This is a genomic window from Nocardia sp. NPDC003726 (genome assembly GCF_053586955.1).
This window is the reverse complement of the sequence record NZ_JBSFNF010000001.1, coordinates 1-18,890: the sequence shown is the minus strand read 5'-3', so window position 1 is coordinate 18,890 and position 18,890 is coordinate 1. Positions and strand designations below refer to the sequence as shown.

At 68.6% G+C, this 18,890-nt stretch carries 18 protein-coding genes; 10 read left to right on the top strand and 8 right to left on the bottom strand.

Annotation, left to right across the window (positions count from 1 at the left end):
* Positions 1 to 10 precede the first annotated feature (10 nt).
* From ACWDMM_RS00090 to ACWDMM_RS00080, 3 genes are all read right to left on the bottom strand, one after another.
* Positions 11 to 1,075, bottom strand: coding sequence for an LLM class flavin-dependent oxidoreductase (locus tag ACWDMM_RS00090; protein WP_449935184.1), 1,065 nt, complete (start codon positions 1,073 to 1,075; stop codon positions 11 to 13).
* On the bottom strand, positions 1,072 to 1,902 hold the full coding sequence (locus ACWDMM_RS00085; RefSeq protein WP_195081114.1) for a DUF1684 domain-containing protein: 831 nt from the start codon (positions 1,900 to 1,902) through the stop codon (positions 1,072 to 1,074). Before ACWDMM_RS00085 ends, ACWDMM_RS00090 begins: the two co-directional genes overlap by 4 nt.
* A gap of 172 nt (positions 1,903 to 2,074) precedes the next feature.
* The gene (locus tag ACWDMM_RS00080) at positions 2,075 to 2,800 is read right to left on the bottom strand and encodes an SDR family NAD(P)-dependent oxidoreductase (protein ID WP_195081113.1); all 726 of its coding nucleotides are present in this window, start codon (positions 2,798 to 2,800) and stop codon (positions 2,075 to 2,077) included.
* Positions 2,801 to 2,858: 58 nt separating this feature from the next.
* On the opposite strand from ACWDMM_RS00080, the gene ACWDMM_RS00075 reads away from it, so the two are divergent.
* A complete protein-coding gene (locus tag ACWDMM_RS00075) occupies positions 2,859 to 3,380 on the top strand; it encodes a MarR family winged helix-turn-helix transcriptional regulator (RefSeq protein ID WP_195081112.1) in 522 nt (173 codons plus the stop codon).
* 24 nt (positions 3,381 to 3,404) lie between these two features.
* Here the strand turns inward: ACWDMM_RS00075 and ACWDMM_RS00070 are convergent, their stop codons facing one another.
* On the bottom strand, positions 3,405 to 4,043 hold the full coding sequence (locus tag ACWDMM_RS00070) for a carboxymuconolactone decarboxylase family protein (RefSeq protein WP_195081111.1): 639 nt from the start codon (positions 4,041 to 4,043) through the stop codon (positions 3,405 to 3,407).
* A gap of 15 nt (positions 4,044 to 4,058) precedes the next feature.
* Entirely contained in the window at positions 4,059 to 4,625 is a 567-nt protein-coding gene (locus ACWDMM_RS00065; RefSeq protein WP_357104855.1) for a VOC family protein, read from the bottom strand.
* A 109-nt stretch (positions 4,626 to 4,734) separates the two neighbouring features.
* Between ACWDMM_RS00065 and ACWDMM_RS00060 the strand changes: the two genes are divergently transcribed.
* The 6 genes from ACWDMM_RS00060 (at position 4,735) to ACWDMM_RS00035 (ending at position 10,657) form a co-directional block, all read left to right on the top strand.
* Positions 4,735 to 5,367: a TetR/AcrR family transcriptional regulator gene (locus ACWDMM_RS00060; protein WP_195081109.1), complete on the top strand. Its 633-nt coding sequence runs from the start codon at positions 4,735 to 4,737 to the stop codon at positions 5,365 to 5,367.
* Between the two features lie 119 nt (positions 5,368 to 5,486).
* On the top strand, positions 5,487 to 6,743 hold the full coding sequence (locus ACWDMM_RS00055; protein WP_357104852.1) for a CaiB/BaiF CoA transferase family protein: 1,257 nt from the start codon (positions 5,487 to 5,489) through the stop codon (positions 6,741 to 6,743).
* Positions 6,740 to 7,660, top strand: a complete 921-nt coding sequence (locus ACWDMM_RS00050; protein WP_449935175.1) for a hydroxymethylglutaryl-CoA lyase — start codon at positions 6,740 to 6,742, stop codon at positions 7,658 to 7,660. Before ACWDMM_RS00055 ends, ACWDMM_RS00050 begins: the two co-directional genes overlap by 4 nt.
* Before the next feature lie 35 nt (positions 7,661 to 7,695).
* The gene (locus tag ACWDMM_RS00045; RefSeq protein ID WP_195081106.1) at positions 7,696 to 8,088 is read left to right on the top strand and encodes a nuclear transport factor 2 family protein; all 393 of its coding nucleotides are present in this window, start codon (positions 7,696 to 7,698) and stop codon (positions 8,086 to 8,088) included.
* Positions 8,085 to 9,269: an acyl-CoA dehydrogenase family protein gene (locus tag ACWDMM_RS00040; RefSeq protein WP_195081105.1), complete on the top strand. Its 1,185-nt coding sequence runs from the start codon at positions 8,085 to 8,087 to the stop codon at positions 9,267 to 9,269. The genes ACWDMM_RS00045 and ACWDMM_RS00040 overlap by 4 nt, the downstream gene beginning before the upstream one ends.
* Positions 9,266 to 10,657 (top strand): phosphotransferase, encoded by a 1,392-nt coding sequence (locus tag ACWDMM_RS00035; RefSeq protein WP_195081410.1) that lies wholly within the window; start codon positions 9,266 to 9,268, stop codon positions 10,655 to 10,657. Before ACWDMM_RS00040 ends, ACWDMM_RS00035 begins: the two co-directional genes overlap by 4 nt.
* Before the next feature lie 551 nt (positions 10,658 to 11,208).
* Here the strand turns inward: ACWDMM_RS00035 and ACWDMM_RS00030 are convergent.
* The 3 genes from ACWDMM_RS00030 to ACWDMM_RS00020 form a co-directional block, all read right to left on the bottom strand.
* Positions 11,209 to 12,747, bottom strand: coding sequence for a long-chain-fatty-acid--CoA ligase (locus tag ACWDMM_RS00030; RefSeq protein ID WP_449935169.1), 1,539 nt, complete (start codon positions 12,745 to 12,747; stop codon positions 11,209 to 11,211).
* A 42-nt stretch (positions 12,748 to 12,789) separates the two neighbouring features.
* A complete protein-coding gene (locus tag ACWDMM_RS00025) occupies positions 12,790 to 13,695 on the bottom strand; it encodes a cyclase family protein (protein ID WP_195081409.1) in 906 nt (301 codons plus the stop codon).
* A 166-nt stretch (positions 13,696 to 13,861) separates the two neighbouring features.
* Positions 13,862 to 14,356, bottom strand: a complete 495-nt coding sequence (locus ACWDMM_RS00020; protein ID WP_195081103.1) for an anti-sigma factor antagonist — start codon at positions 14,354 to 14,356, stop codon at positions 13,862 to 13,864.
* 330 nt (positions 14,357 to 14,686) lie between these two features.
* Between ACWDMM_RS00020 and ACWDMM_RS00015 the strand changes: the two genes are divergently transcribed.
* The 3 genes from ACWDMM_RS00015 to ACWDMM_RS00005 all read left to right on the top strand — a co-directional run bounded on the left by ACWDMM_RS00015 (position 14,687) and on the right by ACWDMM_RS00005 (position 18,788).
* Positions 14,687 to 15,172 (top strand): carboxymuconolactone decarboxylase family protein, encoded by a 486-nt coding sequence (locus tag ACWDMM_RS00015; protein ID WP_449935167.1) that lies wholly within the window; start codon positions 14,687 to 14,689, stop codon positions 15,170 to 15,172.
* Between the two features lie 209 nt (positions 15,173 to 15,381).
* Positions 15,382 to 16,593, top strand: coding sequence for an acetyl-CoA C-acetyltransferase (locus tag ACWDMM_RS00010; RefSeq protein ID WP_195081101.1), 1,212 nt, complete (start codon positions 15,382 to 15,384; stop codon positions 16,591 to 16,593).
* Positions 16,594 to 16,622: 29 nt separating this feature from the next.
* Positions 16,623 to 18,788 (top strand): 3-hydroxyacyl-CoA dehydrogenase NAD-binding domain-containing protein, encoded by a 2,166-nt coding sequence (locus tag ACWDMM_RS00005; RefSeq protein WP_357104842.1) that lies wholly within the window; start codon positions 16,623 to 16,625, stop codon positions 18,786 to 18,788.
* Positions 18,789 to 18,890 lie beyond the last annotated feature (102 nt).

The following is an 18,890-nucleotide window of genomic DNA, read 5'->3' as shown; positions in this document are numbered from 1 at the left end:
ACACAACCGATCAAGCGGTCGCGGTCACCGCACCGGCGTCGTGCTCGGCTCCGGTCGTCGGCCGACGGCCCAGAGCGGGGGCGATCAGCTTCACGGTGTCGTGCAGGATCTGCTCGTAGTCGGCGCGTTGGAACTCGTACGGCAGTTCCAGCCGCAGCTCCGAGGTCTGCGCGAGCACCGGATCGGCGTGCAGCCGGTCGACGATCTCCACGGCGGGTCCGACCAGATCGGGCGCGAACAGGACGCGCCGCTCCCCCTGTGGCGCGAGGGTGCGCTCGTGCCTGCTCGCCCCGTATCGGCGGTACCGCTCGCGAGTGGCGCGGTCGGCGCTGTCGAACGGGACGATCACCCGCCCCACCGCTACCCGGGCGGGCCCGGCCGGATCCACCAGCCGGCGATACTCGGTGACCAGGCTCGACTGAGTAGTGGCGAAATCGTCGCTGTGCTCGCCGAAGACGATGTTCCCCGTCAGCAGGTTCAGGCCGTTCTCCCCCGCCCAGCGCACCGAACGGCCGCTGGCGCCGCCGTACCAGAGCCGGTCGATCAGGCCCGGATTGTGCGGCTGTAGCCGGGGCCGCTGAGTGTTGCCCGGGGAGTGGATCACCGTATCGGAGGCACCGAGGTAGTCGCCACGCAGGTTCTCGATCAGCCGGGCGATCCGCCCGTAGGACAGATCGTAGGTACGCCAGTCCCCGTCGAAGACCAGATCGCCGATCAAGTCGGCGTGCGGCGGTGTGCCCGCGCTGAATCCGGCCTGCAAACGGCCCCGCGACAGCACATCCGCCAGCGACAGATCCTCGGCCAGCCGGAACGGGCTTTCGTAGCCGATGGGAATCACAGCAGTGCCGAGCTCGATTCGACTCGTGCGCTGACCGGCGGCGGCCAAGAAGACCGCCGCCGACCCGACGCCGTGCTCGAGATGACGCTGCCGGATCCACGCACCGTCGTAACCGAGGCTTTCGCCGTACTCGAACAGCCGCAGTGTGTCCTCGAGCCCGGAGTAGGGGTCGTCATCGGGATAATTGCCCGGCGTCAGGAACGACAATGTCCTGATCCGGGGCGTCGTGTCGCTCATCGAACTCCGCCGCGTTCGTACGGCAGCTTCTCACCGGCTTCGATCGCGAGCGGGAGCCGGTTTTCCGCGGGCGGCAACGGGCAGGTCGCCAGATCGGTGTAGGCGCAGGGCAGGTTCGCGGCCCGATTGAAGTCGAGCCGCACCGATCCGTCGGCCTCCGGCGGCGACAGTTGCAGCACGCGGTTGGCGGCATAGGTGGTGACCCCGGAGGTCTCGTCGGTGAAGAGCACGGTCAGGCCGCCCGGGTCTTTGCCGGGGAAGGCGGTCAGGCGCAGCGGCCGTCCGTCCAGCTCGAACTCCACCTGGCCCGGCGCCTCGTAGACATGTTCCAGTCCTTCGACAGCGGCGCCGACCGTGGTCGGTCGCGGCTGCGGGAAAGCGACATACCGCCCGGTGACCACCCACTCGGGATGTGGCGGGTACGCGGGCGTGCCGCGGAACGCCGTGCGCAGCGGGTTGCCGGGGTGCCGCGGGCGGACGATGTCGTGCCCGCCGCGCTTGGCGACCTCGATCACCGCGTCACCCCAAACGGCGTTCACCCCACCGCGTTCCGGGATGACCCCGAACACATGCCTGCCGCGCACGGGTGTGCCGTCGACCACCAGTTCGTCACCGTCGTCGAGAACCACCGTCACGCCATCGGCGCCGGTGGACCAAGCGCCCGGCGCGTCGGGGAATCGCTGCGGCGTCTCCGAAAGCCAGTGCAGATTCGTGATGGCCAGGAAACCGTGCGGGTCGGCCAGCCGCGCTTCTTGCCCGCGGTGCCAGTCCTGCCAGTCGGCCACGAAGGCGTCGGTCGGAGTTGCCGCGGCGGCCTGCGCTGTCATGTGGTGCTCCTCGTCTGCAGCCGTGCCCGTCCCCGGTCCGGTGCCGTTCACGATTCGAGCCGAAATGTCGTGGCACCACTGCGGACGGAGGTGATACCGGATTCAACCGCAGGCCGCGGCGCACCGACAGGATTGCGATCAGCGCGAACGCAACCGGCCCGCGCGCCGGTTCTCATCTCGTCGTGTGCGCGCCACCGTTGACGTGAATGGTCTGGCCCGTGATGTGCCTGGCGTGCGGCGAGGCCAGGAACTCGATCAGCCCGGCGACGTCATCCGGATCACCCGCGCGTTTGTCATGGGTGGCCTCGATCAACGAGGTGCGTCGTTGCTCGCTCAGCTGCCCCTGGAAGAAGTCGGTGTCCTCGATGTAGCCGGGCGCGACCGTGTTCACCGTGACGCCGCTGGGCGCCAGCTGCGCCGACAGCCCGGCCGACCATGCCGCCAGCGCCGCCTTCGCGGCGCCGTAGGACCCGGCGGCGTACTCGGCGCCGATCGAGCCGACGTTGATCACCGCCCCGCCGGGTCGCAGTCGCTCCCGCAGCGCCGAGGTCGTCAGGACCGCGCTCAGGAGGTTCGCCGACAGGTTCGCCGTCCATCGCTCGGCCACCTCCGCCAGCGACGCCGCATCGGCGCTTCCCGCGGCGAGATCGGTGTTCCCGCCGGCCATGTTCACCAGCACATCGACTTCGGGCCCGACCGACTCGGCGAAACGCTCCACCTCCGACGGAACCGCCGCGTCGCAGACGATCCCACGCGCTCCGAGCTCGCGTGCCGTCCGCTCGACCCGTTCCGGCGATCGCCCGGTGATCACCACGTCCGCCCCACTTGCGGCGAACCGCTGGGCCACCCGGCGGCCGATTCCCCCGCTGGCCCCGGTGACGACGACCGTTCCGCGCATTCTCGTCTCATCTCGCTATATTTAGCACTAAATGTAACGAGGAGAGCGAATTCCGGCAATGACGTACGAAACACACGACGAGATACCGTCACCCGCACAGATCGCCTCCGCTTGGCGGCGCGAGCTGCCCGGCGCGCGGGTCGAGTCGATCGAGATCCTGACGCCGCTGTGGCGGGTAGCCAAGCTCCTCACCGACGAGCGCCAGCGCACCCTCCAGCGGCTCGGCATCGACGAATCGACCCTCGACCTGCTCAGCACCCTGCGCAGATCCGGGCCGCCCTACCAGCTGACCACCCGCCAGATCGCCGCCCGCAGCCTCGTCACCGCCGGCGCCATCTCCCAGCGCCTCGCCCGCGCCGAAGCGGCCGGGCTGATCATCCGCGAACCGACCTCGGCCACCCGGCGCGGCGTGCTGGTCACGCTCACGCCGGACGGCCATCGCCGCATCGAACGAGTCGTCCCCGCCCTGCTCGAGCACGAGACCGCGTTCACCGACCGGCTTGCCGCCGACGAACGCGCCGTGCTCACCGCGGCATTGCGCACGCTCGAGGCGGCGATCCGATCCGCCGAACCGGCCTAGGCCACCGTGGCGCGCCCGAACGGATCAGGTTCCGGACAGATCCGCGGACAGATCCCTGGCTTCCACACCCTCGGGCAGCCGCACTTCCGCCACCGGTTCCGGCCGGTCGTCGTATTCCAGGCGCAGCGCCCGGCAGATGGTGGCATGCATGTCGTAGAGAGTGGTGATGTAGGTGAACTCCATGATCTCCCTATCGGTCAGCTCGGCCCGCAACACCGCGAACACCTCGTCCGGAACGCGCCCTCCGTCGTAGACGAGAGCGTCGGTGTAGGCCAGCAAAGCGCGTTCCAGCGGGGAGAAGCAATCGCTGATCTGCCAGTGCGGGATCGCCGCGATCTTCTCCTCGGGCACGCCAAGCGAGCGCATCTGCTTGCAGTGCTGAGAGAAGACGAACTGGCTGCCGCGGGCGTATCCGGCCCGGCTCTGCCCCAATTCGCGCAAGGCCGGATCGAGGGTCGCGTTGCGGTAGACGGCGAAACCGCGCACGGCGTGCCGGAATACCTCCGGCGATTGAGCGAACACCGTCCACCAGTCGCCGGGCGTGGCGTGGATCGTGCCGTGATCGACGGCTGGGTCCTTGTCGGGGCCGAACAGGCGGTCGTAGAAGAACAGGATCCGCTCGTCGGTGACTTCGGCGCGGGGCACTTCACGCAGTCGGGGCATGACGCTTCTTTCGGTTCAGCGCGACGCGGGGACGCGGCGGTCGGCGGCGGTCTTCGGCTCGTGGGAGACGTCGGCCTCGGTGAACGTCCGCGTCCAGCAGGCGAATTCGAGCAGCACGCCGTCGGGATCCTGGAAATAGAACGAACGCACGAACGTCCCCGGGTGCACGTCTCGCGACACACCGGCCGGACTGTCGTCGTGGTTGAGCACGCGGCTGACCTCGATGCCCTCCTCGCGCAGCCGCTGGTAGTACTCGTCGAACCGCTCCGGCGGAACGGCGAAGGCGACATGATTCATCGAGCCGACCGCGCTGAGGAGTTCCCCCGTGTCGGGCAGGCCCCTGGGCGCCGCCACGCCCGGTGCGGCGTCGGGGGCGTCGGCCAGCCAGAAGAAGGCCAGGGTGTTGCCGTTACCGCAGTCGAAGAAGAAGTGCTGCCCCAGATTTCCGGGCAGCTCGATGGTCTTGATCAACGGCATCCCCAGCATTCCGCTGTAGAAATCGATCGTTCGGCGCATATCGGAGCACACCAGGGCCAGGTGATTGATTCCGCGCAGTTCGTATTTCGAATTGGGAGCGTTCATGGCAATCCTTCCGATGAGCGACAATGGTCGCCGACGCAACCGATCCGGCACCGATGGCCGGACAAAAGATGACTTGACAGTCATGTCATCTTCAGGAATAGTCTGTCTCGTGGCGAAGTCATCTGTCAATAGTTCCCCCGCCCCGGTGGACACGCTGACCCCGCGAGGACGCAAGACGCGCGACTCGCTGCTGGACGCGGCGCGGAAGGTCTTCGAAACAGTCGGTTTCCTCGACGCCAGGGTGGAGCACATCGCCCAGGAGGCCGGGGTCTCCTACGGCACCTTCTATCGCTACTTCGAATCGAAGGAAGATGTCTTCGGCGAGCTCAGCAATCGGCTTTTCGAGGACATGCACCGCCGCGAACCGGCGGAAGGCAATCTGTCGCCCGCCGAGAAATTGATCGCGTCCAACCGGTCGTATTACCGGGCATACCGGCGCAACGCGCTGATGATGGCGATCATCGAGCAGGTCGCGACCATCAACGACGACTTCCGCCTGCTGCGGCACGAGCATCGCCGCCAGCTGATCGACCGGACCGCGCGCGCGATCGCCCGCTGGCAGTCCGAAGGCCTGGTGCGCGCGAATCTCGACCCGGAGCTGGCCGCCCGCGCGATGGCCGCGATGGTCGATCACACCTTGTATCTGTGGTTGATCCAGGGCGACGACGCGAACGAAGAGGCGCTGCTGGAGACCCTCGACCAGATGTGCGTCGGCGCGCTCGGCCTCGATCAGGAGCGCTGACCGACCCTCGCTCTATCCAAGAACCCTTACTCGAGTGGGCTTTTCGGTGCCTGCGAGCCGACCGGCGCGTCGCTTGCCGCGACCGATCCCACCATGTCGCCATTCCCCGAGGAGGCATCATGACAACGGAGGCTCAGCCCGGCGCGGACGCGCCCCCCGGCGCGCTCGACGGGTACCGAGTGCTCGAGCTGGGAACCTTGATCGCCGGTCCGTACTGCGGCCGCCTCCTCGGTGATCTCGGCGCGGACGTCATCAAGATCGAAGCCCCCGACCGCCCCGATCCGCTCCGCGAGTGGGGGCAGGCCGCGGGCGGGCACCAGTACTTCTGGTCGGTGCACGCGCGCAACAAGCGGTGCGTCAGCCTGGATCTGCGCACCGAGGCCGGGCGCGAGGTCTTCCTGGAACTCGTGCGCACCGCGGACGTGGTGGTGGAAAGCTTCCGTCCGGGCACCTTGGAGCGCTGGGGGCTCGGCTACGACGTCTTGTCCGCGATCAGTCCCGGGCTGGTGCTCGCACGGGTATCGGGCTACGGGCAGACCGGCCCCTATGCGTCGCGACCGGGTTACGCCTCTGTCGCCGAGGGCGTCAGCGGGCTGCGGTACCTCAACGGGTTCCCGGGACAGGCGCCGCCGAGGATCGCGCTGTCCCTGGGTGACAGTCTCGCCGGGCTCTTCGCCTGCCAAGGCGTTCTCGCCGCGCTGCTGGTGCGGGAACGCACCGGGCGCGGGCAGATCGTCGACGCCGCCCTGACCGAGTCGTCGCTCGCCATTCAGGAATCCACCGTCCCCGACTATCACAAGACGGGACACGTCCGGCAGCCGTCGGGCACCCGGCTCGACCGGATCGCGCCCTCGAATCTGTACCGCTCCAAGGACGGATTGTGGGTCATCATCGCGGCCAACCAGGACACCGTGTTCGGGCGGCTGGCCGCGGCGATGGAGCGGCCGGAGCTGGCCACCGACCCCAGATACGCCAACCACACCGCGCGCGGCGAACATCAGGACGAACTCGACGAGCTGATCGCGCGGTGGGCGGCGGGATTCACCGCCACCGATCTCATCGACCTGCTCGCCCGCTTCGGTGTGGTCGCCGGTCCGGTCAACACCGTCGCCGAAGTGATGACCGATCCCCAGTTCATCGCCCGCGAGATCTTCGTCGACCATCGTGATCCCTCCGTCGGGCCCGCCGACGAGGAGTTCGATCCGGTCCCGGTGAAAGGAGTCGGGGTGGTCCCCAAACTCAGCGACACACCCGGCGGTGTGCGGTGGGGCGGTCCCAGCCGCCCTGGCACGCACACCGACGAGGTCCTCGCCGGGCTGCTCGGCTACGACCGGGACCGGCTCGCCGCGCTGCGCGCCCAAGGCACGATCGCGTGACCGCGCCCGCGCAGGTCGAGATCCGGGAGGTGGCGCCGCGCGACGGCCTGCAGATCGAAGCGCCCATCCCCGCCGAGGCCAAACTCCAGCTGATCGATGCGCTCGTCGCGACGGGCGTCGGCCGTATCGAGGTCACCTCCTTCGTCTCGCCCCGGGCGGTTCCGGCACTCGCCGATGCCGAGACCATCGCCGCCCAGCTGCATCGATGGCCCGGTGTCGTCTTCTCCGCGCTGGTGGCGGGGGTCGGCGGTGTCCGGCGAGCGCTCACGGCGGGCATGACGCGGCTCGAGTACGTAGTCTCGGCCTCGGACGGGCACAGCGTGGCGAATGTCGGTCGCACGAGCGAGGAATCGGTTGCGCTCATCGCGCCCATCGCCGATCTGGTCCACGCCGCGGGTGGCGAGCTGGAGGTGATCATCGCCATCGCTTTCGACTGCCCGTTCGACGGCCCCACCCCGCCGGAGCGAGTCGCCGCGATCGCCGCCCGCGCGATAGCCTCCGGCGCCGACAGCCTCTCCATCGCCGACACCGTCGGCACCGCCACCCCGCGCCGCACCGGCGCGGTGATCGATCTGGTGCGCGCGGCGGCCCCCGGCATCGACCTCGGTCTGCACCTGCACAACACCCGCGGCCAGAGTTCGGCCAACGCGTGGTCGGGCTACTTGCACGGCATCCGCCGGTTCGACTCGTCCGTAGGCGGTTTCGGTGGCTGCCCTTTCGCCCCGGCCGCCAGCGGGAACCTCGCCACCGAGGAACTGGTCTACCTGTTCGAAGACAGCGGCATCGCCACCGGCATCGACCTCGAGGCGACCCTCGACGCCGCGCGTCTGCTCTCCCGCCTGCTCGGCAAGCCCGCCGACAGCAACCTGCTGCGCGTGGGCGGACGCCTCGCCCCATCCTCCGCCGCCGGGCGCTGACCCGCGCGGCACGTGCTCGAAGAAGAGGACACCCCATGAATGAACTGGCCGATCGTTTCTTCGCCGCCGTCAGCGCAGGCGACGCGACGGCGCTGACCGACCTGTACGCGCCGGATGCCAGGATCTGGCACAACGACGACGGCACCGAACAGACCGTCGCCGAGAATCTGCGCGTGCTGCGCTGGCTGTCGCGCACCGTCGAGAATCTGCGCTACGAGGACATCCGCCGCTACGCGCTCCCCGACGGCTTCGCCCAGCAGCACGTTCTGCGTGGTCATCTGCCGGGCCACGGCGCGCTCGAGGTTCCGGCGAGCCTGTTCGTCCAGGTCCGGGACGGGCGCATCACCCGGATCGACGAATATGTCGACTCGGCCGCGACCCGGCCGCTGCGCGAGGTGTCCACCGCTGCCGGGGAGCGTCGCGCATGACCCACGACCGACCCGCGGGCCGAGTAGCCGAATTGGCCTCGCGGCTGCGTTCTTTCATCGATGACGAGGTCATCCCGCAGGAGGCCGTTCTCGCCGTGCCCGGCGCTGCCGCCGCGGCGGTGCTGGCACGGCTGCGAGAGCGGGCCAAGGAGCTCGGTCTGTGGGCGCTGGGCCATCCGGCGGAAGTCGGGGGCGGCGGCCTGCCGTTCCTCGATTTCGTCTACCTCAACGAGATCATCGGCCGTTCCGAGTTCGGCCAGCTCGCCGTCGGCTCGGTGTCCATGCAGGACACCCTCATGCTGCACCGGCACGGCAGCCGAGAGCAGCGCGACCGGTGGATCGAACCGATGGTGTCCGGGGACATCCTGCCATCGGTCGGATTGACCGAGCCGGATGCCGCCGGTTCCGACCCCACGCTGATCGAAACCCGCGCCGAACTCGACGGCGACAGCTGGGTGATCAACGGGCACAAGTGGTTCACCACGGCTGCCGAGCAGGCCGCGTTCTGCACCGTGTTCGCGCGAACCGAGCCCGGCACCGCGCCCAGGCACGAACGCATCAGCGCGATCATCGTTCCCACCGACACCCCCGGGTTCGAGATCGTGCGCGCCATCCCGACCATGGGGCACGACCCGAGCGATCATTACGAAGTCCGGCTGACCGACGTCCGGGTGCCAGCGGCGAACCTGCTGGGCGAACGCGGCAAGGGATTCGTGGTGGCGCAGGACCGCCTCGGCGCGGGCCGGATCTTCCACTGCATGCGCTGGCTCGGCCAGGCCCAGCGCGCCTACGAGCTGATGTGCGCCCGCGCGAACACCCGCTTCGCGCACGGGTCGGTGCTGGCGGAGAAGGGCGAGATCCACCGCTACATCGCCGAGTCCGCGGCGCAGATCCACGCCGCGCGGCTGATGACCCTCGACGCGGCGCGCGCGATGGACGCCGGAGCCGACTACCGCGTCCGGGTGGGGCTGGTGAAGTTCTGGGGCGCCCGCATGCTGCACGACGTCATCGATCGCGCCATCCAGGTGCACGGCGCACTGGGCCTGACCGCCGATACGCCATTGGAACGTATGTACCGGCAGGCTCGCTACGCCCGCGTGTACGACGGTCCGGACGAGGTTCACCGCATGTCGACCGCGCGGCGGCTGCTGCGCGACCCCGGGGCCGCACCGTGGCTGTGACGACCTCCGCGGTGACCTTGGCCGACGGCGTGCGCGCTGTCCTGAGCGAGGCGACCGGCGCGCGCCTGGCCGCCGCCGAGGTACGCAGGCTCACCGGCGGCGCGAGCCGCGAGGTGTACGCGGTCCGCGCCACGGACGAGACCGGACGACAGCTCGCCGCGGTGCTGCGCCGTGATCCGCCGGGCCACGGCGACATCGGCCGGATGCGCGCCGAGGCGGCCTGCTTGCGGGCCACCGCGGCGGCCGGGGTCCCGGTACCCGAAGTCCTCGCCAGCGGCGACTCCGCACCGGGCATCGACGCGCCCTATCTGCTGATGAATATGATCGATGGCGAGTCGATCCCCCGGAAATTGCAGCGGAATACGGAGTTCGAGAACGTTCGCGGCCATATCGCCGAAGACTTCGGTTATGTGCTCGGCCTGATCCACCGCACTCCCGTCGACACGCTCACCATGCTCGACGATGCCGATCCCCTCGACGCCATCGAGCGGGTCTATCGCGATATCCGCGAACCCCGCCCCGCCGTGGAGATCGGCTTGCTCTGGTTGCGCGAACACCGCCCGCCGGGCCGGCCCGCAGGCTTGGTACACGGCGACTTCCGGCTCGGCAACCTGCTGATCGACCCCACCGGCATCCGGGGCGTCCTCGACTGGGAACTCGCCCATCTCGGCGACCCCATCGAGGACCTCGGCTGGCTGTGCGTCCGGGCCTGGCGCTTCGGCGCGCCCGCGCCCGTGGCCGGTCTCGGCACCCGCGAACAACTTCTCGACGGCTACCAGCGCGCCACCGGCGACCGTCCGTCGGACGCGGAACTGCACTGGTGGGAGGTGTTCGGCACGCTGAAGTGGTTGATCCTCAGCAGGTTTCAAGCCGAACGTCACCTCGGCGGCGCGGAGCGGTCACTCGAGCTGGCGGCGATCGGCCGCCGGGTCTGCGAATCCGAATACGACCTCATCGACGCGCTCGATCTGCTCGACACAACCGCTCACGGCAATCGCCCCGCGACTACCGAGGCCAGCGTCCACGACCGCCCCGGCGTGACGGAGATACTCGACCTGGTCGCGGAGACCTTGACCGATGACATCGGCCCGGCTCTGACCGAAGACCGCGAGCGGCAGCGCTATCTGTTGCGGATCTGCGTCTCCCTGTTGCGGATATCCGGCCGCGAACTACGCGACGCCGGCGCCACGTCCCGGGTGGCGGAGCTGCTGGATGGGCTACATTGCGCGTCGGAAGCGGAACTGGCCGAGAAACTGCGTGCCGGGGAACTGCCGTACCGGGCCGAGGCCGTTCGCCGGACGGTCTCGGCCGCCGTGCTCTCGCGTCTACGAGTCGCGAATCCGCAACACCACCGGACCCCTTCCGACGAGCTGCCTTCCGAGCGCTGACGCCGGCCAACTGCGCGACGGGGAAGAGGCGCGTACAGGTGGCGGAGGTACGGCGCGATCTCGCGGCGACCTCCACCACCGCGCCGCCTTCGATCCACCGATACGGCGGCCGGATCGCGGTGTCGCCGGTCGGCGAGGAAAACTCGCCGGCTTCCGGGGCGGCAACTGCCTACCGTGAGGCGATCGTCCAGACGAACTCCGACGCGGAGACGACGCGCATGGCCGTGAACGACAGCACCCGCACGCTGTGGCGTCCGACGAGACCGGATGAACCGGGGCACCTGGTCTCCGGAGGCGACAGATCCGATATCCGGCCCAGCACTCGACCGGCGGCTCCATCCCGGCGCGGATTACCCTCGGTTCGACCCGGACCGACTGCTCCTGGACTACGAGTCCACCAGGGACTCCGATGAATTCGTCCCGGGCCGACGACTTCGCCGCCCACCTGCACCGGGCTGCGGTCACGGACTCGGGAACGCCGAAAGCCGTTCGACCGGCTCGGAGGTACGCGAGGCAGTCCTCCGAGCCGGTCGAGCCGTCACGACCGATGCTCAGGCCGATTCACTCACACGGGACAACCGTTCGCGCAGTTCGCGTTTGAGGATCTTTCCGGTCACGTTCTTCGGCAGTGCGTCCACGAACTCGACGCGGCGGGGGACCTGGAACCCGGCCAGGTGCTCGCGGCAACCGGCGACGATATCCGCCGCTTCCGCGACGGCGCCGTCCCGCAGCACCACGACGGCGCAGACCACCTCGCCCCAGGTGTCGTCACGTACGCCGATCGCGGCAGCTTCGGCCACGGCGGGATTGCGATACAACGCCTGCTCCACCATGAGCGACGCGACGTTCTCGCCTCCGCTGATGATGAGGTCCTTCTTCCGGTCCACGATGTAGACGAAGCCCTCCTCGTCCTGCCGGACCAGGTCACCGGTGTGGAACCAACCGTCGGTGAACGCGTCCGCGGTCGCCTCCGGGTCATTCCAATAGCCGACGGTCACCTGATCACCGCGCACCACCATCTCACCCACCGTGCCGAGGGGGACATCGTTGCGGTCGTCGTCGACGACACGAATATCGGCCAGCCGCATGGGCTTTCCCGCCGACGCGAGCAGGCCCGTTTCCCCGGCCGCCGCGCGGCGATGGGCGGCGACATCGAGGTGCAGGACATTGCCGGACAGTTCCGTCATGCCCATGCCCTGATAGAAGTCGCATCCGAAACGCTCCAGTCCCTCCCGCAGCACGGCCGCCGGAATCGGCGCGGAGCCGTAGCCGATCGCTTGCAGTGATTCCAGCGCACGGGTGTCCAGCGCGGGATCCCGGAGCAGGAAGCTGATCATCGTCGGAGCGAGCCCGGTCTGCGTGACCTGCCATTCGCGTACCAGTCGCAGGAAGGTGGCGTTGTCGTAGGCCCGCAGGAAACCCACAGTCGCGCCGAGCAGATGGTTGAGCACCGTGACGTATCCGCCGACGTGGCACAGCGGGAAGCAGAACAAGAAGACCGTGTATTCGGGCAGCTCCCAGTGCAACGCGGAGGAAGTGATCCCGGTGAGCAGGTTGCGATGACTGATCATCACTCCCTTGGGCATTCCGGTCGTCCCGCTCGTGTACACCAGCCAGGCGGTGTCATCCGCGTCCGGGCGCACCGCGGGAACCGAAGCCGGGGCGCCACCGGCGAATTCCTCCCATCCGAGCAGGCCTTCGGCGGCGCCGATGGAAACTATGGTGTGCACGCCGGGGATGCGATCGCGAATACGCCGCACCACGTCGGCGAATTCCGCCGCGACGATCAGCACGCTCGCGCCGGAGTGCTGGAGCAATGCCGCCACCTGATCCGGGTGTGAGCGGAAGTTCAGGATCGTGAGCACCATTCCGGCCATCGGAACGCCGTAATAGCAGTCGAAATACTCGGTGCAGTTGCCCGACAGGATCGCCACGCGGTCTCCCGGCGCGGCGACCTGCAGCAGAGCGTTCGCCAGGCGGCGGCTCCGATCGCGCAACTGCCGGTAATCGATCTGCTCGTCCTCGAAGCGAAGCGCGAGCCGATCCGGGTGCTTGCGCGCACCGTACTCGACGATGTCACCGACCAACATTCACATCACCCCTCCGGGTCCACACAACGGTCATCACTCGCCTCATCTGATCGCGAGGGGGTTGATCGGAGAGCCGACCCCGCGGGTGAACTGCAACGGTGGGCCCGCGTAGAAGAACTCGTAGCGGCCGTCGGCGGCGCACGCCTCGGCCAATGCCTCGAAGTCGAGCATTTCGGCGAGGGTCAGTCCCATGTCCCGGATCAGGACCATGTGCAATTCGAACGCTCCGCCGGGGTTCTCGCCCGGCATCACTTCGACCGCCCAGTTGTCCGAGCCGACCACCGCCACATCGCGCTCGCGCAACCAGGTGGCGCAGCTCAGGCCCAGTCCCGGCTCACCGGCCATGAACCCGGCCGCGTCGCGATCGGCGAGGAACTTCTTGCGCCATCCCGTCCTGATCAGCAGGATGTCTCCGGAGCCGACGGTGACCCCTTGGGCTTCGGCGACCGCGGTGAGCTCATCGGGACCGATCGCGGTCCCCGCCTCCAGCCAGTCCACCCCGCGCGCCCGCGCCACGTCGAGCAGGACGCCGCGACCGGCGATGCCGGCCGCCTGGGTGTGGATGCCGCATTTCTCCGCCCCCTTGACCGTGACGCCGGAGCCGGAGAAGCCGTTGTAGAGCTGATCGTCGTAGTGCACGTGGGCGAGCGAGTCGTATTGCGACCCCGCCTGCAGCGGCATGAAGACGTAATCGTCCGCCCACTTGAACCCGCCCGGCAGAACCTGTTCTTGCCCGTTCTCCGACATCAGCCGAATGGGGTTGATCCGCAGGCCGCCGGGTTGTGGACCGTCACCGTCGAGGGGAATGCCGAGATGGAAGACCTCACCGGTCCGGATCAATCCGGCCGCGGCTACCACCCGATCGGGCGTGATGAGATTCGTGGTCCCCCGCTCGTCGTCGCTCCCCCAGCGACCCCAGTTGCTCACTTCTCGCCCGAGCGTGCGCATATCGGGAACTGCAGGCACCGATGCCTCCTGACTAACTGATAATGACGTGACAGTCATGTCAACTTTCCTCGCAAAGTGTGATTGCTGACACGTCGCCTGTCAAGCCTCCATGTGCCGCACGGCCGGGGCTCCGCCTAGCGGAACCCCGGCCGTGCGGCACGCGGCGTCAGAGCGGGTGTCGCTCCGCCGCGCCGGCATGCCCGCGCCACGACGCCCGTGGCCCGATTCCGTGGAATCGCCCGCTCGGCGGCGAGTCGGCCAGCGCATCCTCGAGGCGGGAGTGAACGGGCCGCAGCGCGTGGAGGTCGAGGACGGCCACGACGCGGCCCACGACCAGCCGGTTACCGACGATCCGCAGACGGATGCCACGGCGCGAACACGCCTCGGCCTCCTCGGCCAAGACCACCAGCGAGCGGCCGGACATGAAGCGGAGGCCGGTGGTGTCGATCACCATCGGCCCCGGCGCCGCGGTGGTCGTCGTCGCCTCGCGTAGGAGTCGCCGCCACGCGGGCAGGGTGTAGGCGTCGACTTCACCATGGGCGTGGACGATGGTCGCGTCGCCGCGGTGTTCGAAGGTGGCGTCGAGTCCGAGGAGGGCGTCTTTCCACCCATCCGAGGACGTCGCGGCGCCGCCGTCGAGACCGTGCAATTCTGTGCTCATCTGGCACTCGATTCATTTCGCGCGTAGCGCGCTCGATACCGGGCCACCCTGCATCTTCAAGACAGACCCATCCCTCCTTGCTAACAGACGCATGCCCGTCTGTACAGCGGTGGCGCGATTCCCTTCCGCCGGAGGCTGTTTCAAATCCGCCACCGCGTCGGGTTCACGACACGTGCCCGCGCGGCGCGATCCGCCGGATCCGGTCGCAGCCACCCCGATCGACTCGCTGATACGTTGTGCGCCTTGCCTTTCCGCATGCTCACACGGCCGGATACATCCGCGTTCGATATCGTAAGAGAATTATTCTCTCTTTATCTCAGGAGTTCCGTGATGCGTCCCCGGCTCGACTATCGCCGCAATCCGCTGCTCCGGGCGTTCCTACCCGCGATGGAGGCGGCTCACCGCATGATCGCCCAATCTTCACTGGAGGCGAAGACCCAGGAATTGGTGCGCATCCGAGTGAGCCAGATCAACGGTTGCTCGTTCTGCGTCGGATTGCACACCCAGGACGCTCTGACGGCAGGCGAGGATCCACAGCGGCTCCACCTACTGCCCGCGTGGCGGGAGGCGGCGGTCTACACCGACGCCGAACGCGCCGCCCTCGAACTGGCCGAAACCGCTACGCGGCTCGCCGACGGCGGGCGCGTCGATGACGAGACCTGGGAGCGCGCCCGCGCCCATTACGACGAAACGCAGCTCGCCGCGCTGATCTCACTCATCGCCGCGATGAACGCTTTCAATCGCATCAACGCCATGGTGCGCCAGCCCGCACCGCCGTGGACGCACCCCCGCCGCGAGCAGGCCTCTCGCGGCTGAGCCAGGCCCGGCACCCACCGGTTCCGCAGATCTATTGGCAGATCGCCAACTGGTGGCGGGAACCATATTGACAATCCGCCAACAGCAGTGGACATTTGTTGACGCAACGCCAACAAGGCGTGTGCAAGTCGCTGCGTGCGGCGAGGGGCGCCATCCGCTCCCCTCGCCCCGCGGTCCACCGGTACCTGCACACCATCTCGAGGGAAGTCATGCCCGAGGCCTATATCTACGACGCCATCCGGACCCCGCGCGGCCGCGGGAAGAAGACCGGCGCGCTGCACGGCGTCAAGCCGATCGACCTGGTGGTCGGCCTGATCGACGAGTTGAAGACGCGCAACCCCGACCTGGATCCCAAGACCGTCGACGACATCGTGCTCGGCGTGGTGTCCCCGGTCGGCGACCAAGGCGGCGATATCGCCAAGACCGCGGCGCTGGCCGCAGGACTGCCCGAGACGGTGGCAGGCGTACAGCTCAACCGCTTCTGCGCCTCCGGGCTCGAGGCCGTGAACACCGCCGCCCAGAAGGTCCGTTCGGGGTGGGACCAGCTCGTCATCGCGGGCGGCGTGGAATCCATGTCGCGGCTGCCGCTGGGCGCCGACGGCGGCGCGTGGCCGATGGACCCGGCGACCAACTACAGCACCTACTTCGTGCCGCAGGGCGTGTCGGCGGACCTGATCGCCACCGTCGAAGGCTTCTCCCGCGCCGACGTCGACGCCTACGCGGTCCGCTCCCAGCAGCGCGCCGCCGCCGCCTGGTCGGGCGGATACTTCGCCAAATCCGTTGTGCCGGTGAAGGACATCAACGGCGCGGTGATCCTCGACCATGACGAGCTGATGCGGCCGGACACCACGGTGGAGAGCCTGGCGAGCCTGCCGCCGTCGTTCGCCTTCATGGGCGAACAGGGCGGTTTCGACGCGGTCGCGCTGCAGCGCTACCACTGGGTGGAGAAGATCGACCACGTGCACCACGCCGGCAACTCCTCCGGCATCGTCGACGGGTCCGCGCTGGTGCTCATCGGCAGCGAAGAGGCGGGGCGCCGGGCCGGGCTCACTCCCCGCGCGCGCATCGTCGCGGGTGCGGTCAGCGGCGCGGACAGCACCATCATGCTCACCGGCCCCGTCCCCGCCACCGAGAAGGTGCTCGCCACCGCGGGATTGACGCTCGACGACATCGACTTGTTCGAGCTGAACGAGGCGTTCGCCTCCGTGGTGCTCAACTACCAGAAGAAGCTCGGCATCCCGGACGAGAAGATCAACGTCAACGGCGGCGCCATCGCCATGGGCCACCCACTCGGCGCGACCGGCGCGATGATCACCGGCACCATGGTCGACGAACTGGAGCGGCGCGGCGCCGACCGCGCGCTGATCACCCTGTGCGTCGGCGGCGGCATGGGCATCGCCACCATCATCGAGCGCGTCTGAGCATCCGGAAGTAGTAGAGGCGAAAAGCAATGAGCGACAACATGATTGCCTGGGAACTCGGTGCGGACCGGGTGCTGGTGCTTACCATCGACGATCCCACTCAGGCCACCAACACCATGACCGAGGCGTTCGCCCGGGATCTCACCGCCACCGTGGACCGGCTGGAAGCGGAGAAGGACAGCTACGACGGTGTCATCGTCACCTCGGGCAAGGACTCCTTCTTCGCCGGCGGCGACCTCAACCTGCTGATGAACGCCGGGCCGCAGGACGCGCCCACCATCGCGCTCGGCCTGGACACCTACAAGGCCGCGTTCCGCCGCCTGGAGACCCTCGGCAAGCCGGTGGTGGCCGCCATCAACGGCACCGCGCTCGGCGGCGGCTTCGAGCTCGCGCTCGCCTGCCACCGCAGGATCGCGCTGGACGTCAAGGGCTCGCAGCTCGGCCTGCCCGAAGTGACGCTCGGCGTGCTGCCGGGCGCGGGCGGCGTCACCCGTACCGTGCGGCTGCTCGGCATCACCGGCGCTGTGCTCAACGTGGTCGGCCAAGGGCAACGTATGAAGCCCGCGAAGGCGCTGCAGGTCGGCATCATTCACGAAGTCGTCGCGACCCGCGAGGAACTTTTCGACAACGCCCGCGCGTGGATCAAGGCCAACCCCGACGCGGTCCAGCCGTGGGACGTCAAGGGTTACAAGATCCCCGGCGGCACCCCGGCCAGCCCGTCGTTGGCGGCGAACCTGCCCGCGTTCCCGGCGAACGTGCGCAAGCAACTGAAGGGCGCGCCCATGCCCGCGCCGATCGCCGTGCTGGCCACGGCCGTCGAGGGCGCGCAGGTCGACCTCGACACCGCGTTCAAGATCGAGACCCGGTACTGCACCAACCTCATCTGCGGCCAGATTTCCGCCAACATGATCAAGGCGTTCTTCTTCGACCTGGGCAGCATCAACAAGGGCGGCAGCCGCCCCGAGGGCTACCCGGTGCGCAAACCGGAGAAGGTGCTGGTGCTGGGCGCGGGCATGATGGGCGCGGCGATCGCCTACGTCCAGGCCCAGGCCGGAATGCGGGTGGTGCTCAAGGACGTCACCGTGGAGGCCGCCGAACGCGGCAAGGACTACTCGCGCAAGCTGCTGGACAAGGCGCTGGCCAAGGGCCGGATCACCCAGGACAAGCGCGATCAGGTACTGGACCGCATCCACCCGACCGCCGACCCGGCCGATGCCGCGGGCTGCGATTTCGTCGTCGAGGCCGTGTTCGAAGATCCGGAGCTGAAGAAGAAGGTCTTCGCCGAGATCGAGTCGGTCGTGAACGGCGACGCGCTGCTGGGCTCGAACACCTCGACCCTGCCGATCACCGATCTGGCCACCGGCGTCACCCGGCCGAAGGACTTCATCGGACTGCACTTCTTCTCCCCCGTCGACAAGATGCCGCTGGTGGAGATCATCGTCGGCGCGGAGACGAGCGACGAGGCCATCGCGCGGGCCATCGACTACACCCTCGCCATCAAGAAGACGCCGATCGTCGTCAACGACAGTCGCGGCTTCTTCACCAGCCGCGTCATCGGCCAGTTCATGGACGAGGCCGTCGCGTTGGTCGCCGAGGGCGTGCACCCGGCCACCGTCGAGCAGGCCGCCACCCAGGCGGGCTACCCGGTCGGCGCGCTCGCGCTCAACGACGAGATCAATCTCGAGCTCGCGCAGAAGATCCGGCGCTCGCTGCGGGAGAACTTCCTCGCCGAGGGCAAGCGCTGGGTCGACTCCAACGCCTACCCGCTGGTCGACGCCATGGTCGAGGAGTACGACCGACCCGGCCGCTTGGCGGGCCGCGGCTTCTACGAGTACGACGAGCAGGGCAACAAGCTCGGCTTGTGGCCCGGCCTGGTGGAGAAGTACACCAAGGCCGACCACGGCATCCCGTTCCGCGACATGCAGGAGCGCATGCTGTTCTCCGAAGCCATCGACACCGTCCGCTGCTTCGACGAGGGCGTCCTGCGCACCGTCCCCGATGCCAACATCGGTTCCATCTTCGGCATCGGCTTCCCGGCCTGGACCGGCGGCGTGATCCAGTACATCAACCAGTACGAAGGCGGCACGGCCGGTTTCGTGGCACGCGCCGACGAGCTGCGTGCCCGCTACGGTGATCGGTTCGAGGTTCCGGATTCGTTGCGCGCCAAGGCCGCGGCCGGGGAAACCTACGCCTGAGCCCGGAGTGAACGCGGCGGGGGGGGGGCCCGCCCCGGGCCCCCCCCCCGCCGGTTTTTAAAAAAGATTAAAAACGGGCCCGGGGGCGCCCCCCCCCCCCGC

What these genes read in the sequence shown, in the direction of transcription:
- ACWDMM_RS00075 (WP_195081112.1), top strand. Translation starts at nt 2,859, where the DNA reads ATGACGTACGAAACACACGACGAGATACCGTCACCCGCACAGATCGCC.
- ACWDMM_RS00090 (WP_449935184.1), bottom strand. Translation starts at nt 1,075, where the DNA reads ATGAGCGACACGACGCCCCGGATCAGGACATTGTCGTTCCTGACGCCG.
- ACWDMM_RS00065 (WP_357104855.1), bottom strand. Translation starts at nt 4,625, where the DNA reads ATGAACGCTCCCAATTCGAAATACGAACTGCGCGGAATCAATCACCTG.
- ACWDMM_RS00010 (WP_195081101.1), top strand. Translation starts at nt 15,382, where the DNA reads ATGCCCGAGGCCTATATCTACGACGCCATCCGGACCCCGCGCGGCCGC.
- ACWDMM_RS00025 (WP_195081409.1), bottom strand. Translation starts at nt 13,695, where the DNA reads ATGCGCACGCTCGGGCGAGAAGTGAGCAACTGGGGTCGCTGGGGGAGC.
- ACWDMM_RS00045 (WP_195081106.1), top strand. Translation starts at nt 7,696, where the DNA reads ATGAATGAACTGGCCGATCGTTTCTTCGCCGCCGTCAGCGCAGGCGAC.
- ACWDMM_RS00040 (WP_195081105.1), top strand. Translation starts at nt 8,085, where the DNA reads ATGACCCACGACCGACCCGCGGGCCGAGTAGCCGAATTGGCCTCGCGG.
- ACWDMM_RS00085 (WP_195081114.1), bottom strand. Translation starts at nt 1,902, where the DNA reads ATGACAGCGCAGGCCGCCGCGGCAACTCCGACCGACGCCTTCGTGGCC.
- ACWDMM_RS00070 (WP_195081111.1), bottom strand. Translation starts at nt 4,043, where the DNA reads ATGCCCCGACTGCGTGAAGTGCCCCGCGCCGAAGTCACCGACGAGCGG.
- ACWDMM_RS00020 (WP_195081103.1), bottom strand. Translation starts at nt 14,356, where the DNA reads ATGAGCACAGAATTGCACGGTCTCGACGGCGGCGCCGCGACGTCCTCG.
- ACWDMM_RS00055 (WP_357104852.1), top strand. Translation starts at nt 5,487, where the DNA reads ATGACAACGGAGGCTCAGCCCGGCGCGGACGCGCCCCCCGGCGCGCTC.
- ACWDMM_RS00005 (WP_357104842.1), top strand. Translation starts at nt 16,623, where the DNA reads ATGAGCGACAACATGATTGCCTGGGAACTCGGTGCGGACCGGGTGCTG.
- ACWDMM_RS00015 (WP_449935167.1), top strand. Translation starts at nt 14,687, where the DNA reads ATGCGTCCCCGGCTCGACTATCGCCGCAATCCGCTGCTCCGGGCGTTC.
- ACWDMM_RS00080 (WP_195081113.1), bottom strand. Translation starts at nt 2,800, where the DNA reads ATGCGCGGAACGGTCGTCGTCACCGGGGCCAGCGGGGGAATCGGCCGC.
- ACWDMM_RS00030 (WP_449935169.1), bottom strand. Translation starts at nt 12,747, where the DNA reads ATGTTGGTCGGTGACATCGTCGAGTACGGTGCGCGCAAGCACCCGGAT.